The sequence below is a fragment of the Carboxylicivirga sediminis genome, assembly GCF_018156225.1.
GTDB classification, from domain to species: domain Bacteria; phylum Bacteroidota; class Bacteroidia; order Bacteroidales; family Marinilabiliaceae; genus Carboxylicivirga; species Carboxylicivirga sediminis.
Map to the genome: position 1 here is coordinate 106,502 of NZ_JAGTAR010000008.1, position 25,357 is coordinate 131,858.

Annotated in this window: 19 protein-coding genes and 2 riboswitches; of the genes, 8 read left to right on the top strand and 11 right to left on the bottom strand. The window is 41.2% G+C overall.

Annotated features, from left to right (window positions below; genetic code table 11):
• Positions 1-112: 112 nt before the first annotated feature.
• Positions 113-252, bottom strand: a riboswitch (molybdenum cofactor riboswitch).
• Between the two features lie 109 nt (positions 253-361).
• The 7 genes from KDU71_RS07105 to KDU71_RS07135 all read right to left on the bottom strand — a co-directional run bounded on the left by KDU71_RS07105 (position 362) and on the right by KDU71_RS07135 (position 6,555).
• Positions 362-982 (bottom strand): rhodanese-like domain-containing protein, encoded by a 621-nt coding sequence (locus KDU71_RS07105; protein ID WP_212189227.1) that lies wholly within the window; start codon positions 980-982, stop codon positions 362-364.
• Between the two features lie 50 nt (positions 983-1,032).
• Positions 1,033-1,623 carry a YeeE/YedE thiosulfate transporter family protein gene (locus KDU71_RS07110; RefSeq protein WP_212189228.1) on the bottom strand — a complete coding sequence of 197 codons (591 nt, stop codon included), beginning with the start codon at positions 1,621-1,623 and terminating at the stop codon, positions 1,033-1,035.
• A 13-nt stretch (positions 1,624-1,636) separates the two neighbouring features.
• Positions 1,637-2,161, bottom strand: a complete 525-nt coding sequence (locus tag KDU71_RS07115; RefSeq protein ID WP_212189229.1) for a YeeE/YedE thiosulfate transporter family protein — start codon at positions 2,159-2,161, stop codon at positions 1,637-1,639.
• Positions 2,162-2,196: 35 nt separating this feature from the next.
• On the bottom strand, positions 2,197-3,138 hold the full coding sequence (nrfD, locus tag KDU71_RS07120; protein ID WP_212189230.1) for an NrfD/PsrC family molybdoenzyme membrane anchor subunit: 942 nt from the start codon (positions 3,136-3,138) through the stop codon (positions 2,197-2,199).
• An 18-nt stretch (positions 3,139-3,156) separates the two neighbouring features.
• Entirely contained in the window at positions 3,157-3,690 is a 534-nt protein-coding gene (locus KDU71_RS07125; RefSeq protein WP_212189231.1) for a 4Fe-4S dicluster domain-containing protein, read from the bottom strand.
• A gap of 12 nt (positions 3,691-3,702) precedes the next feature.
• Positions 3,703-5,937 carry a molybdopterin-containing oxidoreductase family protein gene (locus KDU71_RS07130; RefSeq protein ID WP_212189232.1) on the bottom strand — a complete coding sequence of 745 codons (2,235 nt, stop codon included), beginning with the start codon at positions 5,935-5,937 and terminating at the stop codon, positions 3,703-3,705.
• A gap of 435 nt (positions 5,938-6,372) precedes the next feature.
• Positions 6,373-6,555, bottom strand: a complete 183-nt coding sequence (locus tag KDU71_RS07135; protein WP_212189233.1) for a (2Fe-2S)-binding protein — start codon at positions 6,553-6,555, stop codon at positions 6,373-6,375.
• 552 nt (positions 6,556-7,107) lie between these two features.
• Between KDU71_RS07135 and KDU71_RS07140 the strand changes: the two genes are divergently transcribed.
• From KDU71_RS07140 to KDU71_RS07165, 6 genes are all read left to right on the top strand, one after another.
• Positions 7,108-10,308 carry a SusC/RagA family TonB-linked outer membrane protein gene (locus KDU71_RS07140; RefSeq protein WP_212189234.1) on the top strand — a complete coding sequence of 1,067 codons (3,201 nt, stop codon included), beginning with the start codon at positions 7,108-7,110 and terminating at the stop codon, positions 10,306-10,308.
• 12 nt (positions 10,309-10,320) lie between these two features.
• A complete protein-coding gene (locus tag KDU71_RS07145) occupies positions 10,321-11,838 on the top strand; it encodes a SusD/RagB family nutrient-binding outer membrane lipoprotein (RefSeq protein WP_212189235.1) in 1,518 nt (505 codons plus the stop codon).
• Positions 11,839-11,861: 23 nt separating this feature from the next.
• Entirely contained in the window at positions 11,862-12,938 is a 1,077-nt protein-coding gene (locus KDU71_RS07150) for a hypothetical protein (protein WP_212189236.1), read from the top strand.
• Positions 12,939-13,389: 451 nt separating this feature from the next.
• Positions 13,390-16,560 carry a SusC/RagA family TonB-linked outer membrane protein gene (locus KDU71_RS07155; RefSeq protein ID WP_212189237.1) on the top strand — a complete coding sequence of 1,057 codons (3,171 nt, stop codon included), beginning with the start codon at positions 13,390-13,392 and terminating at the stop codon, positions 16,558-16,560.
• A gap of 11 nt (positions 16,561-16,571) precedes the next feature.
• A complete protein-coding gene (locus tag KDU71_RS07160; RefSeq protein WP_212189238.1) occupies positions 16,572-18,155 on the top strand; it encodes a RagB/SusD family nutrient uptake outer membrane protein in 1,584 nt (527 codons plus the stop codon).
• Between the two features lie 49 nt (positions 18,156-18,204).
• Positions 18,205-18,987 carry a hypothetical protein gene (locus KDU71_RS07165; protein WP_212189239.1) on the top strand — a complete coding sequence of 261 codons (783 nt, stop codon included), beginning with the start codon at positions 18,205-18,207 and terminating at the stop codon, positions 18,985-18,987.
• A 643-nt stretch (positions 18,988-19,630) separates the two neighbouring features.
• Here KDU71_RS07165 and cobU read toward each other — a convergent pair.
• From cobU to cobT, 4 genes are all read right to left on the bottom strand, one after another.
• Positions 19,631-20,140, bottom strand: a complete 510-nt coding sequence (gene cobU / locus KDU71_RS07170) for a bifunctional adenosylcobinamide kinase/adenosylcobinamide-phosphate guanylyltransferase (protein ID WP_212189240.1) — start codon at positions 20,138-20,140, stop codon at positions 19,631-19,633.
• A 107-nt stretch (positions 20,141-20,247) separates the two neighbouring features.
• Positions 20,248-20,820, bottom strand: a complete 573-nt coding sequence (gene cobC, locus KDU71_RS07175; RefSeq protein ID WP_212189241.1) for an alpha-ribazole phosphatase — start codon at positions 20,818-20,820, stop codon at positions 20,248-20,250.
• Positions 20,821-20,826: 6 nt separating this feature from the next.
• On the bottom strand, positions 20,827-21,618 hold the full coding sequence (locus tag KDU71_RS07180; RefSeq protein ID WP_212189242.1) for an adenosylcobinamide-GDP ribazoletransferase: 792 nt from the start codon (positions 21,616-21,618) through the stop codon (positions 20,827-20,829).
• 75 nt (positions 21,619-21,693) lie between these two features.
• On the bottom strand, positions 21,694-22,731 hold the full coding sequence (cobT, locus tag KDU71_RS07185; protein WP_212189243.1) for a nicotinate-nucleotide--dimethylbenzimidazole phosphoribosyltransferase: 1,038 nt from the start codon (positions 22,729-22,731) through the stop codon (positions 21,694-21,696).
• Between the two features lie 84 nt (positions 22,732-22,815).
• A riboswitch (cobalamin riboswitch) is annotated at positions 22,816-23,015 on the bottom strand.
• Between the two features lie 299 nt (positions 23,016-23,314).
• Between cobT and KDU71_RS07190 the strand changes: the two genes are divergently transcribed.
• The gene (locus tag KDU71_RS07190; protein WP_212189244.1) at positions 23,315-24,112 is read left to right on the top strand and encodes a class I SAM-dependent methyltransferase; all 798 of its coding nucleotides are present in this window, start codon (positions 23,315-23,317) and stop codon (positions 24,110-24,112) included.
• A 54-nt stretch (positions 24,113-24,166) separates the two neighbouring features.
• Positions 24,167-25,345, top strand: coding sequence for an outer membrane protein assembly factor BamB family protein (locus KDU71_RS07195; protein WP_212189245.1), 1,179 nt, complete (start codon positions 24,167-24,169; stop codon positions 25,343-25,345).
• Positions 25,346-25,357 lie beyond the last annotated feature (12 nt).

Below are 25,357 nucleotides of genomic sequence, written 5' to 3' on the forward strand. Positions count from 1 at the left end.
ATACTAAATAAATGAAAGCAGAAAGGGAACGCTATTAAGCCTATTGTGCGTTAGTTGCTAAATGCTAATGAAGCATTATAAGCATGCACTCTCTCAGCATCAAGCTTTGCAATTAGTCTTTTTCCTTTCTCCTTTCCAAGTCATTCTGAGCCATTTCAGAAATCGGGAGGATTGATTGTTTCCGACCAATCCCATCGGTAAGCACCCCATGTCCTTTGATTTAGGAGTAATTACTCGAAGAAACTTCTCATATTAAAAAGCGGATGCCTGCCCGGTTATTTTCTATTGAACAGGCATCCGGTGTATTTCATGTTTAACTTTCTGTAAATAAAGATACAAAAAGAATTATTGGATATGTAGTTTAGCAGCCACCTGCCACACGCTTCTTCTTCGCTCTCTTTTTGATGGTTGGCTTTGGTGCTGATGGTGCATCTTCAGCAGCTGCGTTTAGGTTGCCGCCACCGAGTGCTGCACTGGCACCTTTCCTGAAATCATATCTTGCAAACTCATCATCAGGACTGGTTGATGCTGGTGCTGATGGGTTCATAATGGTTTCGGCATAATGATTTAATCCGCCTTGCATCACGTAGTTATTAATATATCCAAGCTGGCGGGTAATCATCCAGGCTTCGTTAGATGAAGTTGTTCCATTGGAGTAGAATACATTCATTTTCACATCCTGGTTAAGGTAATCTTCGTTTTCAACTGAAAGAAGATCGGCTAATGGAATATTAATAGCACCCGGCAAATGGAATTTATCGTAGCTGTCTTTATCGCGTACATCGATTAACTGCAACGATGGATCTTTCTGAATGAGCATGTCTGCCACTTCATCGGTCGATACAAACTGTATTCCTTCTTTTACTTCGTCCAATAGTTGTGGTGCAGTTAATTTATATGGTCTGGTTGTATTTTCAGGCACTGCGGCAATTATAATTCCCAAAGGAATGATTGCCATGGCCAGTTTTAATCGCATATTCATCTCTCTAAATTTTAAATGATTAGCATTTAATCAAATTTGTTACAGTACAATTAGTACTCTTCCCTTGGAAACTTTCGCTCAGCCCATTCGCCAATAAAGAACATCCCAAAGGCAGCCAAAATAAGAATGAGGCCAAAAGCACCACGTGATAATCCAAGCAGGTTATTAATGGTAGGTGTTCCCATGTTTTCGGCGTAGAATAGTTCTTCCCATAAGGGGAATCCTTCGGTGAAGATAACCACACCAATCACCAAACCCCCAATAAATGTTAAGGCATCCAGTTTACCGATTGATAAGGCACAGAAGGCTGTTCCCGGACAGAAGCCACCCAAAATAAATCCGGCGCCCATAATGGCACCACCTACAATGGCAGACCATAGGAAGGTAGGATTGATGTATATTAAGCTTAAGTCAATCCAGCCAAACAGGCTGAAGAATAATAAACCAAGCATTGCTACAATGGCAGCAGTGAAAAATACCTTGAGTACGGTAGTGTCATAACCATAAAACATGCCAGCTAACTTACGTGATGATGAAAAGCCGCTGCGCTCAAGTACAAATCCAAACGCAATGCCAATGATGAAGGCCATCAGCAAATTGGTATTCTCTGAAATATATTCGTATACAATTAAAGGTCCCATATCTGTATTTTTATTAAATCCATAATTTACGTGCGAAATAAGCTAATGCAAAGGCAGTTCCGAAAATAAATGCCATGGTAATAAATCCGCCCAGGGATAATACCGCCATACCACTTAAAGCCGAGCCACTGGTGCAACCGCGGCCCAACTGAGAACCGAACCCAAACAGTATACCTCCAAGAGCAGCAAATATTAAACGTGTTTTGCTGGTAATTTTGGGGCTATGTTCCACTTTAAACTTCAAACGGCCAGCAATGGCACCCGAAACAAATCCGCCTACTAAAACTCCTAACATCTCCCAAACCAACCAATCTTTTAGAGGACCTCCGCTATGTGACTCTTTGTAATTGGTATAAAAATCGCTTGCCTCTGCGTGTGCGGGTGCAACTGTTTCAACACCAGCAACCACTGCACTTTTTACAGCACCACTCGCTCCTAATCCTCTGCCCGAGAAATAAAAGGCAGTCAGTAACACAAGTCCTAATAGTACACCTCCCATATATGGGTTCATGTACTTTTTGCTTTGTTCTTTATTCATTTATATGCGTTTATATTATTGATCACTATAATGTTTTAATACAACCATCGGCTCATTTGACCTGCATAGGCCATGATGAAACGAAATAACAGACCGCCGAAGAGTACCAGGACAGGAGCCACCATATAGGGTATCTTTTTATGGCGCATCTCCAGTATCTCTAATGCGGCTGGTATAACTAAGCCCATTCCAACCACAAGTACCCAGAATGGTGCAGTAAACTGACCGCCGAGGAACATGGCTGATGCATCAATTTGCACCTGCGAGCTGGCCCTGAATCCCATAAACATGTGAATGATAAGAAATAATTCAATGGCAATGAGCAATAAGTCAATCTTAGCAAAAGTGTGACGTTCCACTTTTGATTTGGACAGAATGATAATGGCTGCCGCACCAGTTGACATACCCGACACCAAAAACAGTGGGCCTAATATGGAGGTGTTCCATAGTGGACGGGCATTAAAAGCAGATAGTAGAATTCCCGTATAGATACCAAGTATAACTGAAAGAATCATTATTGCCCATGCTATTGGGGTTTTGTATTCTTCAAGCACTTTTATGGCATCTTTAACTATATCAAATTTCCAGTCCCATTTCGGGAATAATGATTTAATATTAAAAGCAGCCCATATTGCTGATAAAGGCATGATGGCCATTAATGTCCAGGCACCCCAACTCATAGGTGATTCTATTTTAAAAGCTGTATAAAGTCGCCAGAAATAGAGTTTGTGCTTTAAATCCAGCAGCAGAAATAATAAGCCTAAACCAATAAGTAATGGGGTGAATATTGGAGCCAGCTTAACTGCTGTAGGGTATTCCTCGCTTTTTCCTTTAATATAAAAGTAACTCGCAAAAAATAGTATTCCGGCTGCTAAACCACCTAAAAATAAGTAGGCAGGTATGTGCCATTCCCATATTTGTAATTGCGGATCGATATGTGGATTCATGCGTCCGCTAACTATTAATTCTTCTCTCATTTTGTTCTTTTGAATGATTTATATCAAAAAGTATAATTGAGGATTCGTTCCTGCTTCGGGTATAAGCGTTTTATACTTACGCTTTTTAATTACCCGGCTCACATCTGAATTCGGATCGTCTAAATCTCCGAAATACATGCATTTTGTTGGACATACCGCCACACATGCGGGTTGCTGTCCTTTTTTAACCCTATGCAGACAGAAGGTGCATTTATCAACGTATCCCTCGGGGTGGGTGTAACGTGCATCATAGGGGCATGAAGCAATACAAGCTCCACAGCCAATGCATTTGTTTTTGGTAACCATTACAGTTCCGCCATCACTATAGTGGCTGGCACCTGTTGGGCAACACCTTACGCAGGGCGAATTTTCGCAGTGGTTGCATCGTTCTGAGCGATGTTCCAGTTCCAGTTGTGGATAAGTTCCGTCTGTTACTTCCACAATCCAGTCGCGGCAGTATCCGATAGGAACATTATTTTCTGTCTGACAAGCTACCACACAGTCACTGCAGCCCACACATTTTTTCGTATCTACGGCCATTGCATATCTCATAGCTGTCTCTCCTTATGCTTTATTAAATCTAAATGTGATAAAATTACCTCTCATACCTGTGCCACCCATAATAGGGTCCATCATAACATTAGTGATTAACTCTGAGTCACTTGCGCCACGACCAAAAGCACGACTCAGTTTTTTGTTGGCATGTCCAAATCCATGCACCATATATACCGAGTCCCAACGAATACGCTCTGTAACTCTCACTTTAATCGGGAATGTAGAAACCACGTTGTCCTGGTTTTGAAGGTAAACTTCTTGGCCATTTTTAAGTCCCCATTCTTTCGCAACTTTAGGATTTACCCATACTGTGTTTTCATCCATCAAATCCGTCAGATTAGGGTTGTTGGCTGTACGCGAGAATGTGTGCATCGGTGCTCTTCCGTAAATTAATCGGTAGTAGCCTGCAGGAGGTTCAGGGTGAGCTGTGTATTTGGGCATAGGATCAAAGCCATACTCTTCAAGTGATGTGGAGTACAATTCAATTTTTCCGGTATTGGTATTGAACTCAATCTCTTCACCATCTTTATAATACAAGTCATCGTAGGCACGTGGCAGTTTTTTTACACCTATTCGCTGCATTTCTTCCAGCGATGAATCGACTTTTTTCAATTGGTAGTCCAATTCTTCTTCGATTGAATCAAACGGGAAGTATTCGCCTTTCCCCAGTCGTTCAGCCAGATTCTTGGCCATCCACCAGGCTGGTTTCGAATCGTATTTTGGCTTCATAGCCGGCATACGCAATGATATGGTTGGTTCGCGATGTTGCGTAACCCTCAGTGAATCATAACGCTCAAGATATGTACATTCAGGTAAAACCACATCAGCATATCCAGTGATTTCCATTGGCATAGTATCTACCACTACCATTAGGTCCAATGCATTAATGGCTTCCATAGTTTTGGGGCGATTGGGTAGTGTCTCAATCAGATTAGTTCCGTTAACAATCCAGGCCTTAATGCTGCAATCCATTGTTGCAGAAGGAATGGTGGCATCACATACACCGTTCGCCAATGCCAAATCAGCCAATTCATATTTACCACCCATGGCATCACGCCATGTTCTGCGTGGTTTTGGATAAGGCGGGTGAGGCACTCCTGGTACTTTGGCTTTATCAGGAATGTAGAAGCCACCTCGGCGCCCCCAAGAACCTAATAATGCATTTAGAATAGCTACAGCTCTTAAACGTTGCGTGTCATCACCATACCAGGTGACGTGACGTCCCGGGTGAACAATCGTAGCTGGTGAAGCATAAGACATTTCACGGGCTGTTTCACGAATCACTTGCGGTTTAATAGTGGTTATTCCATAGGCCCATTCAGGTGTCATGTGTTTCACATGTTCTTTCAACTGCTCAAAGCCAAATGTATATTGTTCAACGTATTTCTTGTCGTATCGTTCTTCATAAATCAAAACGTGAATCCAGGCCATCAACAATGCCAAATCGGTACTGGGTTTAATAGGTAACCAGTATTTGGATTTACTTGCAGCTGTAGAAAAGCGAGGATCAACCGTGATAATTGTAGCACCTTTATCAATCGCATCTGACATCTCCTGAACGTGCCCATTGTGCATGTTTTCACCAATGTGCGAGCCAATTAATACCATGCATTTACTATCACGAATGTCAGTTGGTTCTGGCGAGCTTAAACCTTCACCAAAGGTGGCAATAAAACCAACTTCACGTGGACCACGGCATTGTGCATATGATGGTGCGGTAATATTTTGAGAACCGAGTGATTTTAATAAATTACCGAAATAGGTTCCTCCGGAGCCGTGAGTGAATAAGGCAAGACATTCCGGGCCATGCTCTTCAATCACTTTTTCAATCTTTTTTTGAATAAAGTCAAATGCTTCGTCCCAGCTTGCTTCTTTAAAAGTTTGTTTACCATCGGCACCTTTCACCCTTATTAATGGCGTTTTAAGTCGATCTTCGTCATAGTACATGCCAACTCCGCCAGTTCCTCTTGGACAGAAGCGACCATTGCTATTTGGATCATCATCGTTACCAATTATTTTCTGAATCTGACCTGCGTCATTCTTGTAGGTCCACCCAGCGCATTTCCAAAAGCACACTTCGCAATAAGTTGGTGTTCTAACCAAATCATGCGGCATCCGCCAGGGGCCTTTTGGATTTTCCGGGATGACTATTTGATTTTGAGCCATTAAATATCTTGTGCCAGCAACGAGTCCTGCAGCTCCAAGTGCCGAAATCTTAATGAAATCTCTTCTGTTCTTACCCATTGGCTTGTTGAATTAGAATGTTGTATGGGCAAAACTAATAAAATATATAGATAACTAGATGTGTGGATTGATGAATAATTACATGTATGGATTAATCAATATTTAGACTTAATATACATAAGGAATGTAGAGCACAAGTCCACAGGAGTTATGGAAAGTAAGCAGATATAAGGATGTAATAGTATTTAAAATTCGTAAGTTAAAGAAGTGCGTAGAATAAGTAATATTCATTTCAATACTAATACTAAGTTTGTATTCTGTATGTGTGCGGAAGGGTATCTTACATTAACAAGAATATAAGAGGTCTTCTAAAAAACATTGGGAGGTTTAATTAAAAATGAATAGTAAGCTACTTACCAATAGCTTATCAATGGATTAAATAGATGTAACTAATCATTATACTTGAAAATTCAACAGTCATTCGGTCAAAGCATACTAGTTGTGTTTTGATTCCTGCTTTTCCAGAAATGCCTCAATGGAGTTAATGCACCTACCGCAATTAGTGCCTGCTCCGGTTTTATTTTGAATGATTTCAAGCGTGGCCATATCGACATTATTTATTGTATCGATAAGCTCTTTCTCTCTTACCCCATTGCAAAGACATATTAATTTGCTCATAGTATTTAATTTTAGCACGCGAAAATATAGCTTTTTGGTGTTTTTTTTAATGATTACACCTAAATTAAAGGGGTTAAAAGGGGATTAATAAAAATTAACAAAAATTCATAAAAATTTTGCTTTTAAAAATCTAAAAAGTATATTTGACTAGCTCTTTGATTTAGAGGAATTAATGAAAAGTGATTAAAAACATTAGTGAAATTACAAATAGAAATAAAAAGAAATGAATTTGTGATAAATTAATATTTTTGTACTTTTGTAGCGTCAATTTCGCCAGTTGACACTTTTTAAAAGAATACAACACAATTAAATAAAAGTTTAACCTTTATCGCCATTATTAACTTTTAAACCTTTAGTCATGAACACTAGAAACCGTATTTTTAAAAAGAACATTCCTATTTATTTTTATTAAAACTGCACTTTGTTGTTTGTCTATGAATATTCGCCAGTATTCATATGTAAACGGATTTATTGTGTGGTTAAGTCTATGAATGAATTAGCGTATGTCGCGCTATAATTTTATCACTATTATTAACTTAAACCTTTTGTTTTATGCGCAGATTAGCATTAATCGCGTCCCTGATATTATTCGTGGGACTGAACGCAATGTTTGCTCAAACAACAACCATTACCGGTCTTGTAACCGATAGTGAATCTGGTGAGCCAATGCCAGGCGTGTCAGTTGTTGTTAGAGGAACAACTATTGGTACTGTCACAAATGTTGATGGTAACTATACTTTAAGTGTACCTGATGATGCAACAAATTTGTTGTTCTCATTTGTTGGTATGAAAACACAAGACGTTGTTATTGGAGGAAGAACCACCATTAATGTGGTACTGGAATCTGAAGCAATTGGTGTAGATGAGGTGGTTGTAACTGCCTTGGGGGTTTCCCGCGAAAAGAAGTCCTTAGGTTATGCTTCGCAAAGTGTAAAAGCTGATGATTTGACTGCAGCTAATAATACAAATGCAGTATCTGCTTTGGCAGGTAAAGTTGCTGGTGTTCAAATCTCTGGTTCGAATTTTGCTGGTTCGCAAAATGTATTAATACGTGGAGCAAGTTCTTTAACAGGTAATAACCAACCGTTATACGTTGTTGATGGAGTACCTTTAGATGCATCGAACTTTAACAGTACTGGTGCACAAACTGGAGGTGGTGGTATCGACTATGGTTCAATGAGTAATGACTTGAACCCTGCGGATATTGAAAGTATCAATATTCTTAAAGGTAGTGCTGCAACGGCTCAGTATGGTAGTCGTGGCCAGAATGGTGTTATCATGATAACAACTAAGACAGGTAAAGCAGGCAAGAAGACTTTTGCAGTTGATGTTAATTCTGGTATTTCATGGGAAAAAGTTAATGTTATTCCACAACAACAAAAGAAATATGGTGGTGGTCTTGGAGACTTTAGAACTGAAACTATTGATGGAAATGATTATGAAGTAGTACTTTATCGTATGGATGAAAGTTGGGGTCCAAAATATGATCCTAATCGTGAGGTAATACATTGGTGGGGTGCAGCTGATTATGAAAAAGGGATTACAACCACTCCTGAGACAGCACCTTGGGTTTATCCAGAAGAGAATTACGAAGATTATTATGAAACAGGAGTTGCCTACACAAATTCTGTTTCAATCCGCGCTACTACTGAGAAGTCAGCTTTGAGATTTGGTTATACTAATGTGAACATGACAGGAACTATGCCAAATTCAAGTCAAGATAAGCATACGTTCAATATTAACGGAAGTACTGAGTTATGGGATGGTTTTGCTGAGGTAAATGCTAACATGACTTATGTATACACTTATACAAAAGGACGTCCGGAAGGTGGATATGGTGATAAATCAGTATCTCAGAAATTTTTCCAGTGGGGACAAACTCAATTAGATATGTCTCGCCTGAGAAATTATAAAAACCCTGATGGCACGCAAAGAACCTGGAACAGGAGATCATTCTCTAATGGTACACCTGTATATTCAGACAACCCATATTGGATTGCTTACGAAAGTTATTCAGATGATGATCGTGAGCGTGTTTTCGGAACAACTGGTATGAAGTTTCATTTGACTGATTATTTGACTGCTGAAGGTAATGTTTTCCTTGATACTTATGCTTTCAATATTAGAGATAGGATGGCTGTTGGTTCACAAGCTCAATCATATTTTTACAAAGCAGATCGCCAGCGTACCGAGTTAAACTTAGAAGGTAGACTTAACTTTACAAAGAAGATAAATGATTTCAATATTCTTTCATATGTAGGAGTTAACCGTCGTAAAGAGCATTATCAATCATTGATTGGTGAAACTGATGGTGGTCTTGTTATTCCTGGTCTTTATGATCTAAATAACTCAGTAAATACACCTGCTGTACGTGACTATTTGGAAAAGAAAATGGTTAACAGTTGGTTTGCATTTGCAAGTTTTGGTTGGAAGGATATGGTATACTTGGATGCTTCTATCCGTCAGGATTTTGATACATCACTACCAACAAATGATAATATTTATACTTATCCATCTGTTTCTTTGAGTTATATTTTATCTGAAAGCTTGAATTTACCTTGGTTAAACATGGCCAAAATTCGTGCTAATTACGCAGGTGTAGGTAACGGAACTGATCCATACAGAGTTAAGACGCTATTTGAGACAGGTCAGCCGTTTAATGGTTCTCCTATTTTTACTCTTCCTGCAACATTGAATAATCCTGAGCTGAAGGCCGAGAGTACTTCGGAGTATGAAATTGGTTTTGAAGCTTCTGCTTTTAATAACCGTATTTTCGTCGACTTTAGTTATTATAACCGTGCTACCAAAGACCAGATTGTTGCTTTAGAGTTAAGTACAACAACCGGTTATGGAAGTAAGTACATTAATGCTGGTAAAATTGAAAACTCAGGTGTTGAATTAGTACTTTCAGGAACTCCTTATATTACAAGTGATTTCCGTTGGGATATTGATTTTACTTTCGCTAAGAATGATAGTAAGGTACTTGAATTACCTGAAGGCATTGATAAAATACAGTTAGCGAGAGCCCCGTTTGGAGGTGCTTATGTTAATGCTTCGCAAGGAGATCCATATCAAATGCTATGGGGATATGACTTCGTATATGACGATGCCGGAAATAAGGTTATTGACGAAGGAACAGGTTTCTATGCTACATCAGGAGCTCTAACTCCTATTGGTTCTGCTTTGCCAGACTATAATATGGGTATTAGAAACAGCTTCCGTTTCAAAGATTTCGATCTAGCAGCTTTAATTGACATCCAAAAAGGTGGTAATTATTACTCATTGACTAATATGTGGGCGATGTACTCAGGTATGGATGAGAAAACTGCGGTTGCTACTGCAAATGGAAATACTATTCGTGAGGATGGTTTAGTATTAGATGGAGTAATTGCTACTTATGATGATGATGGTAATATTGTATCAACTCGTCCTAATGATGTGCATATTTCGGCACAGGATTATGGCGCGTATCATTATCATGGATTTGGAATGCCAAGTGCTACTAGCTTCTATGATGCAACTTACATTAAATTAAGAGAGGTAACATTAGGTTATACTTTACCGCAATTTACAGACGTAATTAAAAATGCCCGCGTTTCTCTTTATGGACGTAACCTGTTTGTATGGGGCCTTGACAATGACGGAATTGATCCTGAATCAACTGTAAATGGTTCTGGTAATATTCAGGGTTTAGAAGGAGGTATTATTCCTGCAACCAGAACCTTTGGATTTAACGTGCAATTAACATTCTAATTTGATTATATCATGAGAATATTTAAATATTATATACTTGTTGTAGTTATTGCTGCGTTGACTGCCTGTGAAGTCGAATATTACGACAGTCCAAATGCTGCAGCAGTAGTACCAACTCCGGGTATTATTAACCGGGTACAAAAACAGTTAATGACTGACACTCGTGATGAGTGGTTTTCAGGACGTCAGGCATTGTTGTGGGCTCAATATTGGGGACAGGTTAACTATACAGAGGAAGACCGTTTTCAATACCGTGAAACCGTTAACGAAGGTGGATGGGATGATCTTTATATGCATGCTGAGGATTTAAAAGCTATTATTGACTTAAATACAGATGAGGCTACAAAAGCTGATATGGCAGCATATGGACCAAATGTAAATCAGATTGCAGCAGCACGTATTATGTTGGCTTATGTTTTCCATCAGGCTGTTGAGGTTTGGGGTGATATTCCTTATTACTCATATGGAAGCGATGACCCAGAATTCCAAGCATTGGATTTAGTAGTTGGAGATCAAAAATACCCTGCATATGCCAGCCAGGCTAAAATTTACGCTGACCTTCTGAAAGAATTAGATGAAGCTGAAGCTCAAATTACGGGTGACTATGTTATTGATGGTGATAATTTCTTTAATGGCGATGCAGCTAAATGGAAGAAATTTGCTAACTCTTTAAGATTAAGAATAGCCAACCGCATTAAGGGAGCGAACGCTACTTTAGCTAATCAGCATATTGCTGACGCTTCTGGTAATGTAATGACAAGCAATGCTGACAATGCAGGCGTGACTTATACTGCCGACAATGATGCTAATACAGCACCTATGTATGCTGCTTTTTACATTAGTAACCGTTTAGACTTTGCACCAGCGCATACTTTTGTTGAGCTGCTGAAAGGCGAAAGAGGTCCATTTGGTTGGGACCCTCGAATTGATGCAATGGTAGCTGATAATGACGAAGGTTTTAAAATTGGTATACCTGTTGGAGCTAGCCGTGATGTAGTTGGTGATTTTGAATGGGAATCATTACCTGGTGATGGTATCCTTGACCCTAAATACACTGAACTATTTATGGAGTATTCAGAAGTATGCTTCTTGTTAAGTGAAAACAATGGTTGGGATCAAACCTGGTACGAAAAGGGTGTTGCTGCTTCAATGGAAAAATGGGGTGTTGACGCTGCTACAATTGCAAGTTATGTAGCTGGTTTACCTGCTGCTTCTGAAGAAACTGTACTAACTCAGAAGTACATAGCTTTATACATGCAACCATATGAAGCTTGGGCAGAATACCGTCGTACTGGTTATCCTAAAACTTTGGTAATGCCAGGTCAATCTTACGATGTTGTTGTTCCTCGCGCAGATGGTTCGACTACCACATTTAGTTATGAGTTTGATCCTTTAGTAGATTTAACTGATTTGCCTAACCGTATCAACTATCCATTAGTGGAGCAAAACCTAAACGGAGAGAATAATGCTGCTGCAGCCGAAGCCATTGGTGGAGATGCAATGGATACAAAATTATGGTGGCAAAAATAATTGAACCCTAATAATTAATGAATATGAAAAATATATTATTATACAGTGTATTAATCGTTTTTATTAGCGTATTTGTTGCTTGTGATGACGATGATGATACCAATTTTCTGCCTTCTACAACCGTAGGGGTAGATGTGGACGAGGTAACAATCTTCGATAGTCCGTTTACAGTTAATTTTACTACTTCAAATACAAATGTAAGTGAGCTGGTAATTAATGGTGGAGAAGTTGCTGATATGAAAGTAGCTATTTCGGATATGAAGGGAAGTAGTACTTTCGATATGACTGACTTTGGCTCAAGCTGGGCAATTGGTAAAGGCGAAAGTTTTAGTACTACAGTTGATTTTGGTTCCAGTCAGAGTGTAAGTTATTTCTCTGTGGCTGTAGTTGAAGCTTTAGCAGCAGAATTGTCAGCAGCTACTATTGCGGAATATGATTCTGCTATGAGTGAAGTTACCTTAAGCGGTGCTACTATGTTTAACGCTCTAGGAAATGTTGTGGTTGAGCGTAAGATCATAACAGAAGCAGAACCAAATCCTGCATTTGTTGAAATGGATAGTGATACTCCTGGTAATGAGTATGAATATACTGAGGAGTACTATGGAGTTGATTATAACCTGAATGACACTATTGTATACAAGATTACTGCTACTTCAGGTGCGCATGTTGAAACGACAATGATTGAATTGCCTGTTGTCTCTAAAATGTTGCCAGATGTTAGTGCTGAAGCTTTGGATGCTACTAATAGTCCTTTTGCATTTATGCCTGTTAAAGATGGTGATGATGTTGGCGTTTTAACTTTTGTTAGCCCTCGTAGTATTTCTTCTGCAGATGTTATGTTTGTTGAGATTGAAGAAGGTAATCAGGTGGAGTTATTCGCAGAATTAAACACTTTCTCAACTTTAGTAGAGATTGTTGATGCTGCTGCACTTAGTGCTACAATAACTGATGCTGCTATCGGAGAAGTTTATGCATTTATGTATGATTTCGAAGATGTGAGTTATTATGGTTATATGACTATTACCGAAATCCACTCGACCGATATAGGTGATGCAATGGATGGAATTGAATTTACATATACGCAAGATGTAAGACAGTAATGAAAAATCATAAACTTTTAAGCTGTGATGGAACGTAGATTAAAGGTTTAGTTGTGTGAGGAAGGGGTGTCAGGCGGCACCCCTTCTGATTTTTATTAGAATTACACTAGGTTTTAAAAATTTAACGAATAAATTAAAAATAGTTAAATGTTGTTATTTCATATTAAATGATTAAATTAGTATTTCGAATGTTACTGTTGAATGTTCGAAATGACGATTTTTATTTAGTCTTTTTGTTTAAATAACAATTCATACGAACAGATAAAATCGTATTAACTTAAACCAAAATCTAGTCCCAATAGATTTTAATTATTCCTTTTCTTCGAGGATATAATAAACCAAGCGTTTATAGATCATCGCTATGCTAAAGGTTTAATAGTTGTGTGAATTATAAAATATTAATTAAGCCCTAGTGGCACTAATCACAATTATTAATTAAAACCTTTAGTCTATGCAAAAATTAGCATGTCTACTGTCCGCAATTCTACTAGTCGGACTCAACGTTATGTTTGCTCAAACAACGACCATTTCAGGTAAGATAACTGATAAAGAAGATGGTCAGCCAATACCGGGTGTATCGGTTGTGGTGAAGGGCACATCCATTGGTACCGTTACTGGCTATGACGGTAATTACTCTCTAGCTGTACCCGATGATGCAGTTACGCTCATATTTTCATTTGTTGGTATGAATACGCAGGAAATACCAATTGATGGCAATACTACTATTAATGTAGAAATGGAAAGTGATGAAGTGCAGGTAGGTGAGGTGATGGTGGTGGCATATGGAACCGCCAAAAAGGAATCTTTTACCGGCTCGGCAGAAGTTGTTGGAGTTGAAAAACTGGAGAAGCGTGTGGCTTCTAATATTACGAAGGCCCTGGAGGGGCAGGTCGCAGGTGTGCAAACTACTTCCGGTTCAGGACAGCCTGGAGAAGGAGCGACTATTCGTATCAGGGGCTTTGGTTCCATTAACTCCAGTAATGCTCCTTTATATGTAGTGGATGGCGTTCCGTATGATGGAAATATGAATGCCATTAGTAACAGCGATATTGAGTCTGTTACTGTGTTGAAGGATGCCTCGGCAGGTGCTTTGTATGGTTCACGTGGTGCCAATGGTGTTGTACTAATTACCACCAAAAAAGGTAAAAGTGGCAAAACATCTGTTGAGCTTAAAGTATCCCGTGGTATTTCAAACAGGGCTATAAGGCCTTACGAAACGCTGAACGCAACTGAATACATCGAGACAGCATTTCAGGGTTACAAAAATCAGTTGATCTATCAGAAGAACATTGCACCCAATCTGGCAGGAGAACTGGCACTTACTGAAATGGTTAGTAACAATGGTATTTTTGGTTCTGACGAGCAATACAATTTCTATGATATGCCGGTGGCCAGCCTTATCGATCCTATAACAGGTAAGGTGAATCCTAATGCTAATCTGCTTTTTGAAAGTGACTGGCAGGATGAGATAACCAATGATAATGCTGTTCGTCAGGAGTACCAGATCATGATCAATGGCGGTACTGAGAATACGCAGGTGTTTTCTTCATTCGCATACCTGGAAGAAGAAGGATTATTGAAGAATACTAACTTCGAGAGATTCTCGGGCCGGGTTGGTGCTGAGTTTGAAACGAAACCCTGGTTTAATTATGGTGGTAATGTGAATTTTGCCAAAACCAAAACCGATTATCTTTCATCTACAGGTACAGCCTCTTCCAACGTGTGGTATTCGGCACAGTTTATGCCTTCGCTTTATCCGGTGTATCAGCGGGAGCGAAATGGTGATTTGATATTATCAGAAACAGGTGAGAAACAATTCGATTATGGAATGAACCGTCCGAGTGGGGCCAGTGCCAACTTTAACTCTGTGGCAACGCTTTATGAAGATGAGAGTGTTCGTGAGTTTGATAACCTGTCAGGCCGTTTTCATGTGGATCTGATTGGTGACGGTATTGGCGGTTTTGTTAAAGGTCTGAGCTTAGTCACCAACCTGGGATTCGACTATGTTAATGAAAACCGCTATTGGTATAACAATCCTGATTTTGGCGATTATGCATCTGCAAAAGGCTACTTGTTTAAGTATAATATCAGAACCTTCGCCTATACCTGGAACCAGTTGCTACGCTACACAAAAGACGTTGGCGAACATAGCTTTAATGTGCTGCTGGGACATGAGAACTATGCTTATCGATACAATTATATGCGTGGTGAAAAGTCTGGTTTCCCGTTTGCGGGTATTACTGAACTGGCGCCTGGTACCACTACTAAAGATTTGACTTCCTACGAAGACAATTATGCCATTGAATCGTACTTCATGAATATCTCCTACGATTTTAAAGATCGCTATTATTTAAGTGCCAGCTTCCGTGCTGATGCATCGTCCAGATTCCATAAGGATAACCGCTGGGGTAATTTCTGGTCACTGGGAGCATCGTGGCGTATTTCAGAAGAAGGCTTTATGGATGGCGTGGAGATGATTGATAACCTTAAGCTGAAGGCTAGTTACGGGCTTCAGGGTAATGATAATATCAATACCGTGGATGAAGATAACTACTATGCCTGGCAAACGTTATATGACTTGACCTGGCCCAATGCTACGCTGGGAGGAGCACGTTTAGCTGACCTGGGTAATGAGAATATCAAGTGGGAGGAAAACCTGAACTTTAATATTGGTGTTGAAGCTCGTATTTTTAACCGGGCCAACTTTACATTGGAATACTATAATCGTAAAACGATTGATATGCTGATGCAACGACCAATGCCGTTGTCAAGCGGGTTCCGCAACTACTGGGATAACGTAGGTGAAATGTCCAATAAAGGTATCGAATTTAGCACGGCCGTGGAAGTCATCAAGTCAAGCAACTTTGAATGGATTGCTTCAGGTAACGTTTCAACCGTGAAGAATGAGATTCTGAAACTGGATGGTGAAAAGGAACAAATTATCAGTGGTATCCGAATTAACCGCGTTGGCGAGGAGATTAACTCATTCTGGGTGGCAAAGAGTGCAGGTGTTGATCCTACCAATGGCGCTCAACTATATCATGTGTTTGAGGAAGATGAGGATGGTAATCGTATTTACTCTATTTCAGATAAGAAAAGTGACGCGGTTAATTCAAGTGTAATCAGCGGCAGTCGTATACCTGACTTTTATGGTTCCTTTGGCAGTGAATTCAGGTTCCTGCGTAATTTCGATGCGTCGTTCTTAACTACCTTCTCAGTGGGTGGTAAGGTTTACGATTACCTATACCAGGATTTATTGAACCCAATTTATGTAGGTGCCAATTACCATAAAAACATTAAAAGAGCATGGAAAGAGCCGGGTGATATTACAGATATACCACGTGTGGAAAATGGAACCGGGTTTGCACGCGCTCAAAATGATGCCGGCCTGATAGATGCATCTTATTTCGCTATTAAGAATGTGACGCTGGGCTATACATTACCACAAAATCTGGTGTCTTCTGTAGGTATTGAAAAAGTACGTTTGTATGTAACATTGGATAATATTGCCCTGTTCTCTCACCTCGATGGTTTAGATCCGCAATATAACTTTACTGGTACCACCGATTATGACTATACGCCGGTAAGTACGACCCTGTTTGGTATCGATGTTAAATTTTAAAAACTGAAAGAATGAAGAAACTTAAATATATTATACTAGTTTGTTTAGCCATCGCTATTTCTGCTTGTGAAGATAATCTGGATACATTCCCAACAGACCAGGCAGGTGGTGCAGAGTTGTTTTCTGATGTCGATAAAGCGATGAGTACCATCAATGGACTTTATCGCGCGATGTATGTTACTGAGTGGGGTACCGGATGGGAGCATGAGCAGTTCGGACATATTTCCATTGTGCACTCGGGTAACCTGATGGCGGAAGATATGGTACAGGCTGAAATGGGTAGTGGTTGGTTCTACTATGATTATATGTACCAGGTGAAATCGGATTTTACCAATACACAAGGGCGTCCGTATTCGAGCTGGAACTTCTACTATACTTTAATTACCAATGTTAATTCTATCCTGGCATCAAAGGATGAGTTGCAGGGGGCTCCAAGTAAAATTAACTCGTTAATGGGGCAGGCTTTTGCCTTAAGAGCCTTTTCATACTTTTACCTGGCCCGCTTTTATCAGCAGTCAATTGCTGTTGGAGGTGGCGATTTGCCGGGTGTGCCTATTTACACTGAGCCCACAACCATTGAGACTAAAGGTGTTGGCAGAGGTACATTAAACGATGTGTATCAGCTTATCAATGCAGACATTGACAGTGCATTGGTTCGTTTGGATCCTGAAAAAGCGCAGGAGCGTGTGCATATCTCTAACTTAGACTACTATTCGGCTAATGGCTTAAAGGCACGCATTATGCTTGAGCAGGAAAGATGGCAGGAAGCATATGATGCAGCTACTGAGGCATTAAAAGGTGGTTCATCGATGCTGGCAGCTGGCGATATCTCTGGCGGTTATGCCTTTAATGATGCCAGTAAAAATTGTGTTTTATGGGGATTTGAAGTATTAGACGACCAGGTAGCCGGTGCCGGTAGAGCCATGCTGTTTGGTCATATGGATTCCCGTTCGTCAGATTATTATGCCAGTCGTGCGCGCGTTTGCGTCAGTAACTGGCTCTATGATCAGGTGGATGTAACAGATGTTCGTAAAAGCTGGTGGTACGGACCATTGGCAGAAGAAGATGAACAAGCTACAGGTACTGAGAAGAGCTATAACCAGTTTAAATTTCAGTTTGCTAATGTTGCCACAGGTGCTGGTGACTATATTTTTATGCGTCATGAGGAAATGATGCTAATGCAGGCGGAAGCCAAATGTATGCTGGAGCAGTATGCCGAAGCCCGCACAATTCTGGAGGACCTGATGAAAGAACGCCAGGAGGGCTACGATATCAGTGGCCTAACCGATTCTAAAGCGCTTACAACCAATAGCGATAATGGCCCAACTACACCAGCATCGGGTAGCATCACTTTAATGGATGAGATTATGCTGCAACGCCGCATAGAACTATGGGGTGAGGTATCACGCATTTATGACATTAAGCGACTGGGCACTGGATTTACCCGCAATTTTGCAGGAAGCAATCATAGTGAATTAATACCTTACATTAATCCTTTAGATCCGCTTTGTCCTGATTGGGTGATGTCTATTCCGCAGGCCGAATTTGATGGCAACGATGCCTTGGATCCTAACGCAGATCAAAACCCATGGTAGGTTCATCAGATTCAATGTTTCACACAATTAAAAAACAAAATATAGACAGATGAAAAATATATTATTGATTTTAATGATTGCTGTCGTTGCATTAACGGCCTGTGACCAGGATAATGTGATGACCAAACTAGATACCGGAGGTGTTGATTATGTGGCTGTGGCGCATACGGCCATAGACGCACCTTACATGCTGAATGCTGATAATAATTATAGTATCTCATTCCCAATTCACCGTACCTATAAGAATGTAAGCGGCACGGTGGCTAACCTTGAGATGGCCAGTAATGATGACACCGGACTGTTTGTATTGGAAAGCACAACCCTGAGCTTTGCTGATGGCGAGGCAGTGGCGTATGCGGTTGTATCAGCCACTAATCCGTCGGCCATTGACCCGGCTAAAATATACACTTTCGAACTAAGTGTAACGGGCGACAACGCTTCACCACTGTATCATACGGCTGAATTTAACGGGCAGCTGGAGTTGAAGTTTACGTCGATGGGAACAGCCAGCTTTGAGAGTACATTTTTTGGAGAAGCCTGGACAGTGGAAATTTTCAAAGCAGAAGGATTGAGCATTTATAAAGCTGAAGCCTTATATGAGGATGGATATGATATTCTGATTATTGAGGATGAGGGCGCAGGCACTGTTTCTGTACCTGAGCAGAAGGCTTGGTTCCAGACTGATGTTGAACTGCCTGCTCGTATTGCGGGTAGTGGAACAGTTTCAACCAATGGCGATGGGAAAAAGGTATTTGCCATGGAGATAGAGCATTATTTACCAGAGTATGATCATACATGGGGAGTCTATGATGAGGTATTAACTATGCCATAAATGGCGATTGATACGATTGAGAAAGGGTACCTGCTTGTGCAGGTGCCTTTTTTTATAACTTTTTGTTGATGGTATGGCAGTGTCAGATGTTCCTGAAGCCTTCCTGCTGTAGGAGACCTTACCCGCTTAATCAGGCTGTCTTTCCCATGACAGGAAACACTATCGGGTGAACAAGTCAAGCTTTCCCATGGTAGGATTTAATGGTCGGCAGAAAAGTTATGCTTTCCCATGGTGGGAAAAGCTCCCGGGTGGAGCAGACAAGTCTTCCTATGGTGGGAAACGGTGTGTGGCAGAAATGTAAGACAATCCCATGGTGGGATCAGGAGCCTGACGGAAATTGCAAGCGATCCCATGGCAGTAACAGGAAAGGTTTTCATTGAGCTTTTCAAAGGGTATTCTCTATGAAGAGAGACAATTTTAATACTAACAATCTATAACTTCATCACCTCATCCCGGCCTTTCCGCTATGGCGGAATAAATCCTCCTCAAGGAGAAGGTGACTTCACAAATAAAGCAACAGTCACTAATATAGAATAATCTTGCTAAGTCAGGGCATCCTCTCCTTCAAGGAGAAGATTGAGGAGAGGTGTTTCTTACGAATTATAAGTTTGTTATGATCTTTTTTTGATTTTCAGGCACCCTCTTACTTCACCTTCACCGCAATGCCCGACACCATCAGTACTACCTCATTGGCACTTTGGGCAATGTGCTGATTCATCCAGCCTTGCAGGTCGGTAAATTTGCGTTGAATTGGGTTTTCGGGCATGCCGCCAAGGCCTATCTCATTAGTAACAAATATAAAGGTGGCATCCTGCTGAATCAGTTGGGTAAATTCACTTTTTGCTTCTTCCAGCGATTGGTCGATATGGCTGTCATTATCAAAAAAGAAGTTGGTTAACCAGAGGGTGACACAGTCTATCAAAACCACACGGCCGCTAAAATCATGCTTCGACAGGGCTTTTTCTTCCTCAATGTTGGTCCATTCAGGGCCGCGATCGTTTTGATGCCTGATGATGCGTTGCCGGTGCTCTTCGTCCCATATGCGTGACGTGGCCAGGTAAACCGGGTTGGGAGATAGCTGCAAAGCCAGCTGCTGTGCGTGGTTGCTTTTGCCCGAACGTTGGCCGCCGGTGATAAGTGTGATTTTAGCCATCTTGTTTATACCTTTTTTAAAATTAACATTTGGTATAATGCCGATATATTAATGAATAGCGTTAAGAAGTATGCGCACTTAATGCTAAGTTCATTAAATAATCGGTATTACCCTTTTATAAATTTTACTTGTTGATAATCCGGTGTGTGAATAATGATTTTCACCATGGCCCCGTAGCTCAGTTCGAGGCTAAACACCTTGCTGGCCGGTATGGACAGGAAACGCGACAGCAAGGCCCTGATGACACCGGAGTGTGTTACCACTGCTACTTTCGTGTGTTGATTGAGCAATAATTCATCCATAAAGCTATTGACGCGCATTAATAGCTGGTTGAAGTGCTCGCCATCGGGTGGTGCTTGTGTCAGAAAATTATCACCCCATTGCTTAAGCAGGTCAGCGTCTATTGATTCCCATGCCATACCTTCCCACTGGCCAAAGTTGAGCTCCATTATCCGGTGCTCAGTCAAATCTTCCTGCGAGGCAAAAAGTAGTTTGGTAAGTCTTGTGCATCTGCTTAAAGGGCTGGTGTATACAGCATCAAACAGTCCACCTGGTAACTGCTTTCTGATGGCTTCAGCTTCATCAATAAAACGGTCTGTTAAGGGCACATCCAGCTGACCGTAGCAGGTGCCTTTATCAACCCTGGGTGTTGTGTGTCTGATTAACCAAATCTCCATCATGCCTCTTTATTTAAACAGATGAAAAGTAGCCTCATTGGCCTGGAAGGTGAATATAGCCAGCAGTCCGAGGTAGATGACTATTTCGCTCACCTGCTGGATGGTGCCCAGGCAATCGCCTGTATAGCCACCAATCCATTTTTTGAAGTAATGTTCCAGCCACACCTTAGCTATAAAAGCCGGGATGAGTACCAAAAAGACCATCCAATCGGCAAATAACACCAGTGAAAGCAGGGCGATACACATGGCAATCACCAGGTCGGGGCTTTGCAGCGACTTAGTAATGGGTTTTGATTTACTCTTTTCATCGTCGCGCACATAGGCCAGCGAGTGCATGGTCCATACCGCCATCATGCGGCTGAGCATATGACCAGCTATCAGCACCTTAACCAATGCAGCAGCCGGCATTTCATTCAGCGTTGTAAATTTCAGAAGTAACAACAGCAAGATGCCAATTGCGCCATAGGCGCCCACCCGTGAATCCTTCATAATATCGAGGATTTTCTCTTTTGTCCAGCCGCCACCAAAGGCATCACACACATCAGCAACCCCATCCTCATGAAAAGCGCCGGTGAGCAGTACCGAGGTAATCATCGACAGCATCACAGCTACTGCATGCGGCAATAGCAATGATGACAGGTAGAAAACCAATCCGCTTATGCCGCCAACTACCAGACCCACAAAAGGCAGGTATCGGTTACATTTATTCAGGTTCTCCTGCGAAAATGCAACATTAAAAGGCACGGGTATGCGGGTAAAAAAGCCAAAGGCGGTCAGCAATAGGTTGAGTTGTTGTATCATGTGCTTTGGTTAATGATTAAATGTCTGGTATAGAAATAAGCTATTAGCTAATAGCCATCAGCTAATAGCTTTATTTTACTCTTTATTACTCACGCCAGCATCTTCAAAGCTGCTCATCTCATTCATAAAGCACACGGCCGATTGAACAAGCGGATAGGCTACAGCCGAGCCGGTACCTTCTCCCAATCGCAATCCCAGGTGCAGGATGGGTTCGGCCTTCAGGTGTTTAAGCATCAGTTTATGTCCCTGCTCGTTCGACTCGTGGGCAAACAGGCAATAATCCGTTACATTCGGATTGATGGCGTGCGCTGCTATTAACGCTGAGGTGGCAATAAAACCGTCAGAAAGGATGACCATGTTTAGCTCGGCAGCCTTAAGAATGGCACCGCAAATGGTGGCAATTTCATAACCGCCAAAGGTGGCCAGTATATCAAGCGGATGGCTTATTTCAGCATGAAGCTGTAGTGCCTTATCAATTACACTGGCTTTGTGTAGTATGCCCTCGGCATCAAGCCCTGTACCGGCTCCGCTGGCCTCATTCGCCGATATGCCCGTGTATTTACACAGCAAGGCAGTAGCGGCCGTGGTGTTGCCAATGCCCATCTCCCCAAAGCCAACAATATTGGTGCCTTCCAGGTGCAATTGTTCTATCACTTTAGCACCATTCGTCATGGCTGTTTGGCACTCTTCGCGAGTCATGGCTGGCTCAACTGCAAAGTTACGGGTGCCTTTTCTTACTTTAAGATCCAACAATTGCTCATTGGCTTCAAAATCAAAGTTAACGCCCGTATCGGCCACCAGCAGTTGAATATTGTTCTGGCGGCAAAACACATTGATGGCCGCTCCGCCACCTAAAAAGTTCATGACCATCTGAAAAGTCACCTCCTGTGGAAAGGGGCTCACCTTTTCCTGTGTGATGCCATGATCACCGGCACATACCAGTATGGCGGGTTTCGATAATTGTGGAGTGGTTGTTTGTTGAATCTGGCATACTTTAAAAGCAATTTTTTCAAGCATTCCCAGTGCCCCAAGTGGTTTGGTTTTGAGGTCGATTTTTTGCTGTATCGCCTTGTTTAGTTCGGTCGAAACAGCATTGATTTGTAGCTCCTGCATTGTTTAAATAATTAATTGTTCAACAAGCTTCAGGAGGATCGATGAAAGGTATCTGCATGCAGCAGATAGTTTTCACTTTACCCCGAAGTATTTCATGTTAAGGCAGGTCTTCTGGCTTACCTCGGTATGGCTGCCTTCCCATCCCAAACAGGGATAGTGGCATTTAGCAATACCTGCTTTATTCAAGCAAGAGGCTTACAGCTACGGGGATAGCTCCGGAATTTATATGGCTATAGCACCGGATTCCCATTTTAAGCATGAGCACCTTAACGACTGCAAAAGTATAAATAATCAGTTGAGAAAGTTGGAGGAAACGATGAAATCTTTAATTTTGCATCTGAATTACCAAAATAGTTGCCGGAAATCCGCCCCATACGTTATCGCACGGCTTGGGAATGACTAATCTTTTTACATATCAATCTATTCAACATGTTTTACATGTTCAGTTCACCTTATTATTTAAATTAATGGGGCAGATTGTTGTAATCAGATTATCCAAATTTTCTTTCGGATTTTACCTTTTCATACAGATTTTTATAGCCTGATTTAATGGTTTGCTCCGTGTACATTAAACGTTCACGAAATGCTAATAAATAAACTTAACCGGGAAGCGCTCAGCGACTTATTCCAGGTTATTAAATTACAATCACGTAATGCATATATATCTAAAGATAACGAAGTAAAGATAGAGCAGATTATTGCTTATCTGGAAGTGATACATGCCGAGTTGCGCCGTTTATCAAAGAAGCGGCCCGTTGTTATAATAGACAGTGGTGCCGGCAATTGCTACCTCAGCTACCTGGTCTATTATTTTTACCAACACATCGAACAACGTCCTGTTATTATTCATTGCATCGATAATAACGAGCGGTTGATGCGTCAAAACGAGGAACTGGCCAGGCGTCTAAATTTCACGAACATGCAGTTTCATGCCTGCGACATTGAAGCCTTTGAGGTAAAAGGGAGTGTTGATATGGTGTATTCGTTACATGCCTGCGACACTGCAACGGATAAAAGCATTCATCTGGGAGTGAGGAGCCAGGCTGGTATCATTCTGTCGGTATCGTGTTGTCAGCATTCGCTGTCATTGAAGTCTGATAGCCTAAAAGCCGTGTTACGCCACAAAGCTTTCAGAGATAAAACACTGATGATGGTAGCTGACTCCATGCGTGCATTGTTACTTGAGCAGCTGGGCTACAAAGTGGGTATATTCGATTTTGTATCGTCCCGCTATACCGAAAAGAATACCATGGTAAGAGCCCGGCGAACCGAGTTTCGTCAGCAGCTGAATATCGGGGAAGAATATGAAAAGTTGCAAAATGAATTCGGTATGCGCCCTTATCTTGAGACATTAGTTGAAACCGGAGAGTTGGTTGAGTAAGGGTAAAGAGGCAGTGTAACTGTCTCTTTAGTATAATCAAATTGAATATGAATTATGAAAATTATTATTGCTTTGTTCTTATCATTTATTTCACTTTATATCAGTGCACAGGATACTCTGCTGTGGCAATTTAAAGCAGAGTCGGGCATTTATTCATCCCCTGAAGTTAATGGGGATTGTATTTATTTTGGGGATAATGGCTCCAACTTTTATGCCCTTAGCAAGCAAACAGGAAAGTCTATCTGGACAGCACGCGTAAAAGGGGCAATAAAATCCAAACCATGTGTTTATAACGGACTTGTAATTATCAACGATGCCAGTGGTTCCATTCAGGCGTTTGATCGGATGAGCGGTAGCGAGGTGTGGTCATTCGCCATGGATGGTGAAAAAGCCGTGGATATGTGGGATTATTATTTGTCGTCACCGGTTATTCATAAAGGGATAGTGTACATCGGAAGTGGCGATCAGCACATTTACACGCTCAATGCAGAAAACGGTGAGTTGGTCTGGAAATACCGGACTGGTGGGGTTGTGCATGCCTCAGCGGTCATTCACGATGAAAAAGTATTGATTGGTAGTTTTGATGGCTGTTTCTATGCTATAGATGGTCATTCAGGAGAAGTAGTCTGGACCTTCAAGACCGTTGGTGACAGGTATTTTCCCAATGGAGCCATTCAAAAAGCGGCTTGTATCTATAGGGATAAAGTTATTTTCGGTAGTCGCGATTATAATGTTTACGCCCTGGATGTGATCAGTGGACGAGGCCATTGGAATTACAAAGAGCGTGGGAGCTGGGTGATTGCCACTCCCTTGCTTGTAGGTGATAATTTGTACTTCGGTACTTCGGATACGCATCGTTTCTATTGTTTCAATGCCGATAATGGTGCTGTTCAGTGGCAAAAAGATTTGAATATGCGCGTGTATGCAACTGCTGCGGCTAACAATGGTATCGTGTATTTCGGATGTTTCAATGGAAAGCTTTATGGCGTATCTGCTCAATCTGGTGAAATTGTTTTTGAGTTTCAGACCGCCGCAAGCCACCAGCACTATGCACAACTATTTAAGTCGGAAACAGAATTCGCTGATGGTGTTGAGTTGTATGGAGCCAATAGCAAAGAAGTGGAGCAGCAGATCCTTGGGTTAGGTGCTTTTCTGTCAAGTCCTTTCATTGAAAAGGATATTCTCTACATAGGAGATGCTAATGGCAACTTCTATGCGATTTCAGTAAAATAAAATTTAGGGATA

What these genes read in the sequence shown, in the direction of transcription:
- KDU71_RS07105 (WP_212189227.1), bottom strand. Translation starts at nt 982, where the DNA reads ATGAATATGCGATTAAAACTGGCCATGGCAATCATTCCTTTGGGAATT.
- KDU71_RS07110 (WP_212189228.1), bottom strand. Translation starts at nt 1,623, where the DNA reads ATGGGACCTTTAATTGTATACGAATATATTTCAGAGAATACCAATTTG.
- KDU71_RS07115 (WP_212189229.1), bottom strand. Translation starts at nt 2,161, where the DNA reads ATGAATAAAGAACAAAGCAAAAAGTACATGAACCCATATATGGGAGGT.
- nrfD (WP_212189230.1), bottom strand. Translation starts at nt 3,138, where the DNA reads ATGAGAGAAGAATTAATAGTTAGCGGACGCATGAATCCACATATCGAT.
- KDU71_RS07125 (WP_212189231.1), bottom strand. Translation starts at nt 3,690, where the DNA reads ATGAGATATGCAATGGCCGTAGATACGAAAAAATGTGTGGGCTGCAGT.
- KDU71_RS07130 (WP_212189232.1), bottom strand. Translation starts at nt 5,937, where the DNA reads ATGGGTAAGAACAGAAGAGATTTCATTAAGATTTCGGCACTTGGAGCT.
- KDU71_RS07135 (WP_212189233.1), bottom strand. Translation starts at nt 6,555, where the DNA reads ATGAGCAAATTAATATGTCTTTGCAATGGGGTAAGAGAGAAAGAGCTT.
- KDU71_RS07140 (WP_212189234.1), top strand. Translation starts at nt 7,108, where the DNA reads ATGCGCAGATTAGCATTAATCGCGTCCCTGATATTATTCGTGGGACTG.
- KDU71_RS07145 (WP_212189235.1), top strand. Translation starts at nt 10,321, where the DNA reads ATGAGAATATTTAAATATTATATACTTGTTGTAGTTATTGCTGCGTTG.
- KDU71_RS07150 (WP_212189236.1), top strand. Translation starts at nt 11,862, where the DNA reads ATGAAAAATATATTATTATACAGTGTATTAATCGTTTTTATTAGCGTA.
- KDU71_RS07155 (WP_212189237.1), top strand. Translation starts at nt 13,390, where the DNA reads ATGCAAAAATTAGCATGTCTACTGTCCGCAATTCTACTAGTCGGACTC.
- KDU71_RS07160 (WP_212189238.1), top strand. Translation starts at nt 16,572, where the DNA reads ATGAAGAAACTTAAATATATTATACTAGTTTGTTTAGCCATCGCTATT.
- KDU71_RS07165 (WP_212189239.1), top strand. Translation starts at nt 18,205, where the DNA reads ATGAAAAATATATTATTGATTTTAATGATTGCTGTCGTTGCATTAACG.
- cobU (WP_212189240.1), bottom strand. Translation starts at nt 20,140, where the DNA reads ATGGCTAAAATCACACTTATCACCGGCGGCCAACGTTCGGGCAAAAGC.
- cobC (WP_212189241.1), bottom strand. Translation starts at nt 20,820, where the DNA reads ATGATGGAGATTTGGTTAATCAGACACACAACACCCAGGGTTGATAAA.
- KDU71_RS07180 (WP_212189242.1), bottom strand. Translation starts at nt 21,618, where the DNA reads ATGATACAACAACTCAACCTATTGCTGACCGCCTTTGGCTTTTTTACC.
- cobT (WP_212189243.1), bottom strand. Translation starts at nt 22,731, where the DNA reads ATGCAGGAGCTACAAATCAATGCTGTTTCGACCGAACTAAACAAGGCG.
- KDU71_RS07190 (WP_212189244.1), top strand. Translation starts at nt 23,315, where the DNA reads ATGCTAATAAATAAACTTAACCGGGAAGCGCTCAGCGACTTATTCCAG.
- KDU71_RS07195 (WP_212189245.1), top strand. Translation starts at nt 24,167, where the DNA reads ATGAAAATTATTATTGCTTTGTTCTTATCATTTATTTCACTTTATATC.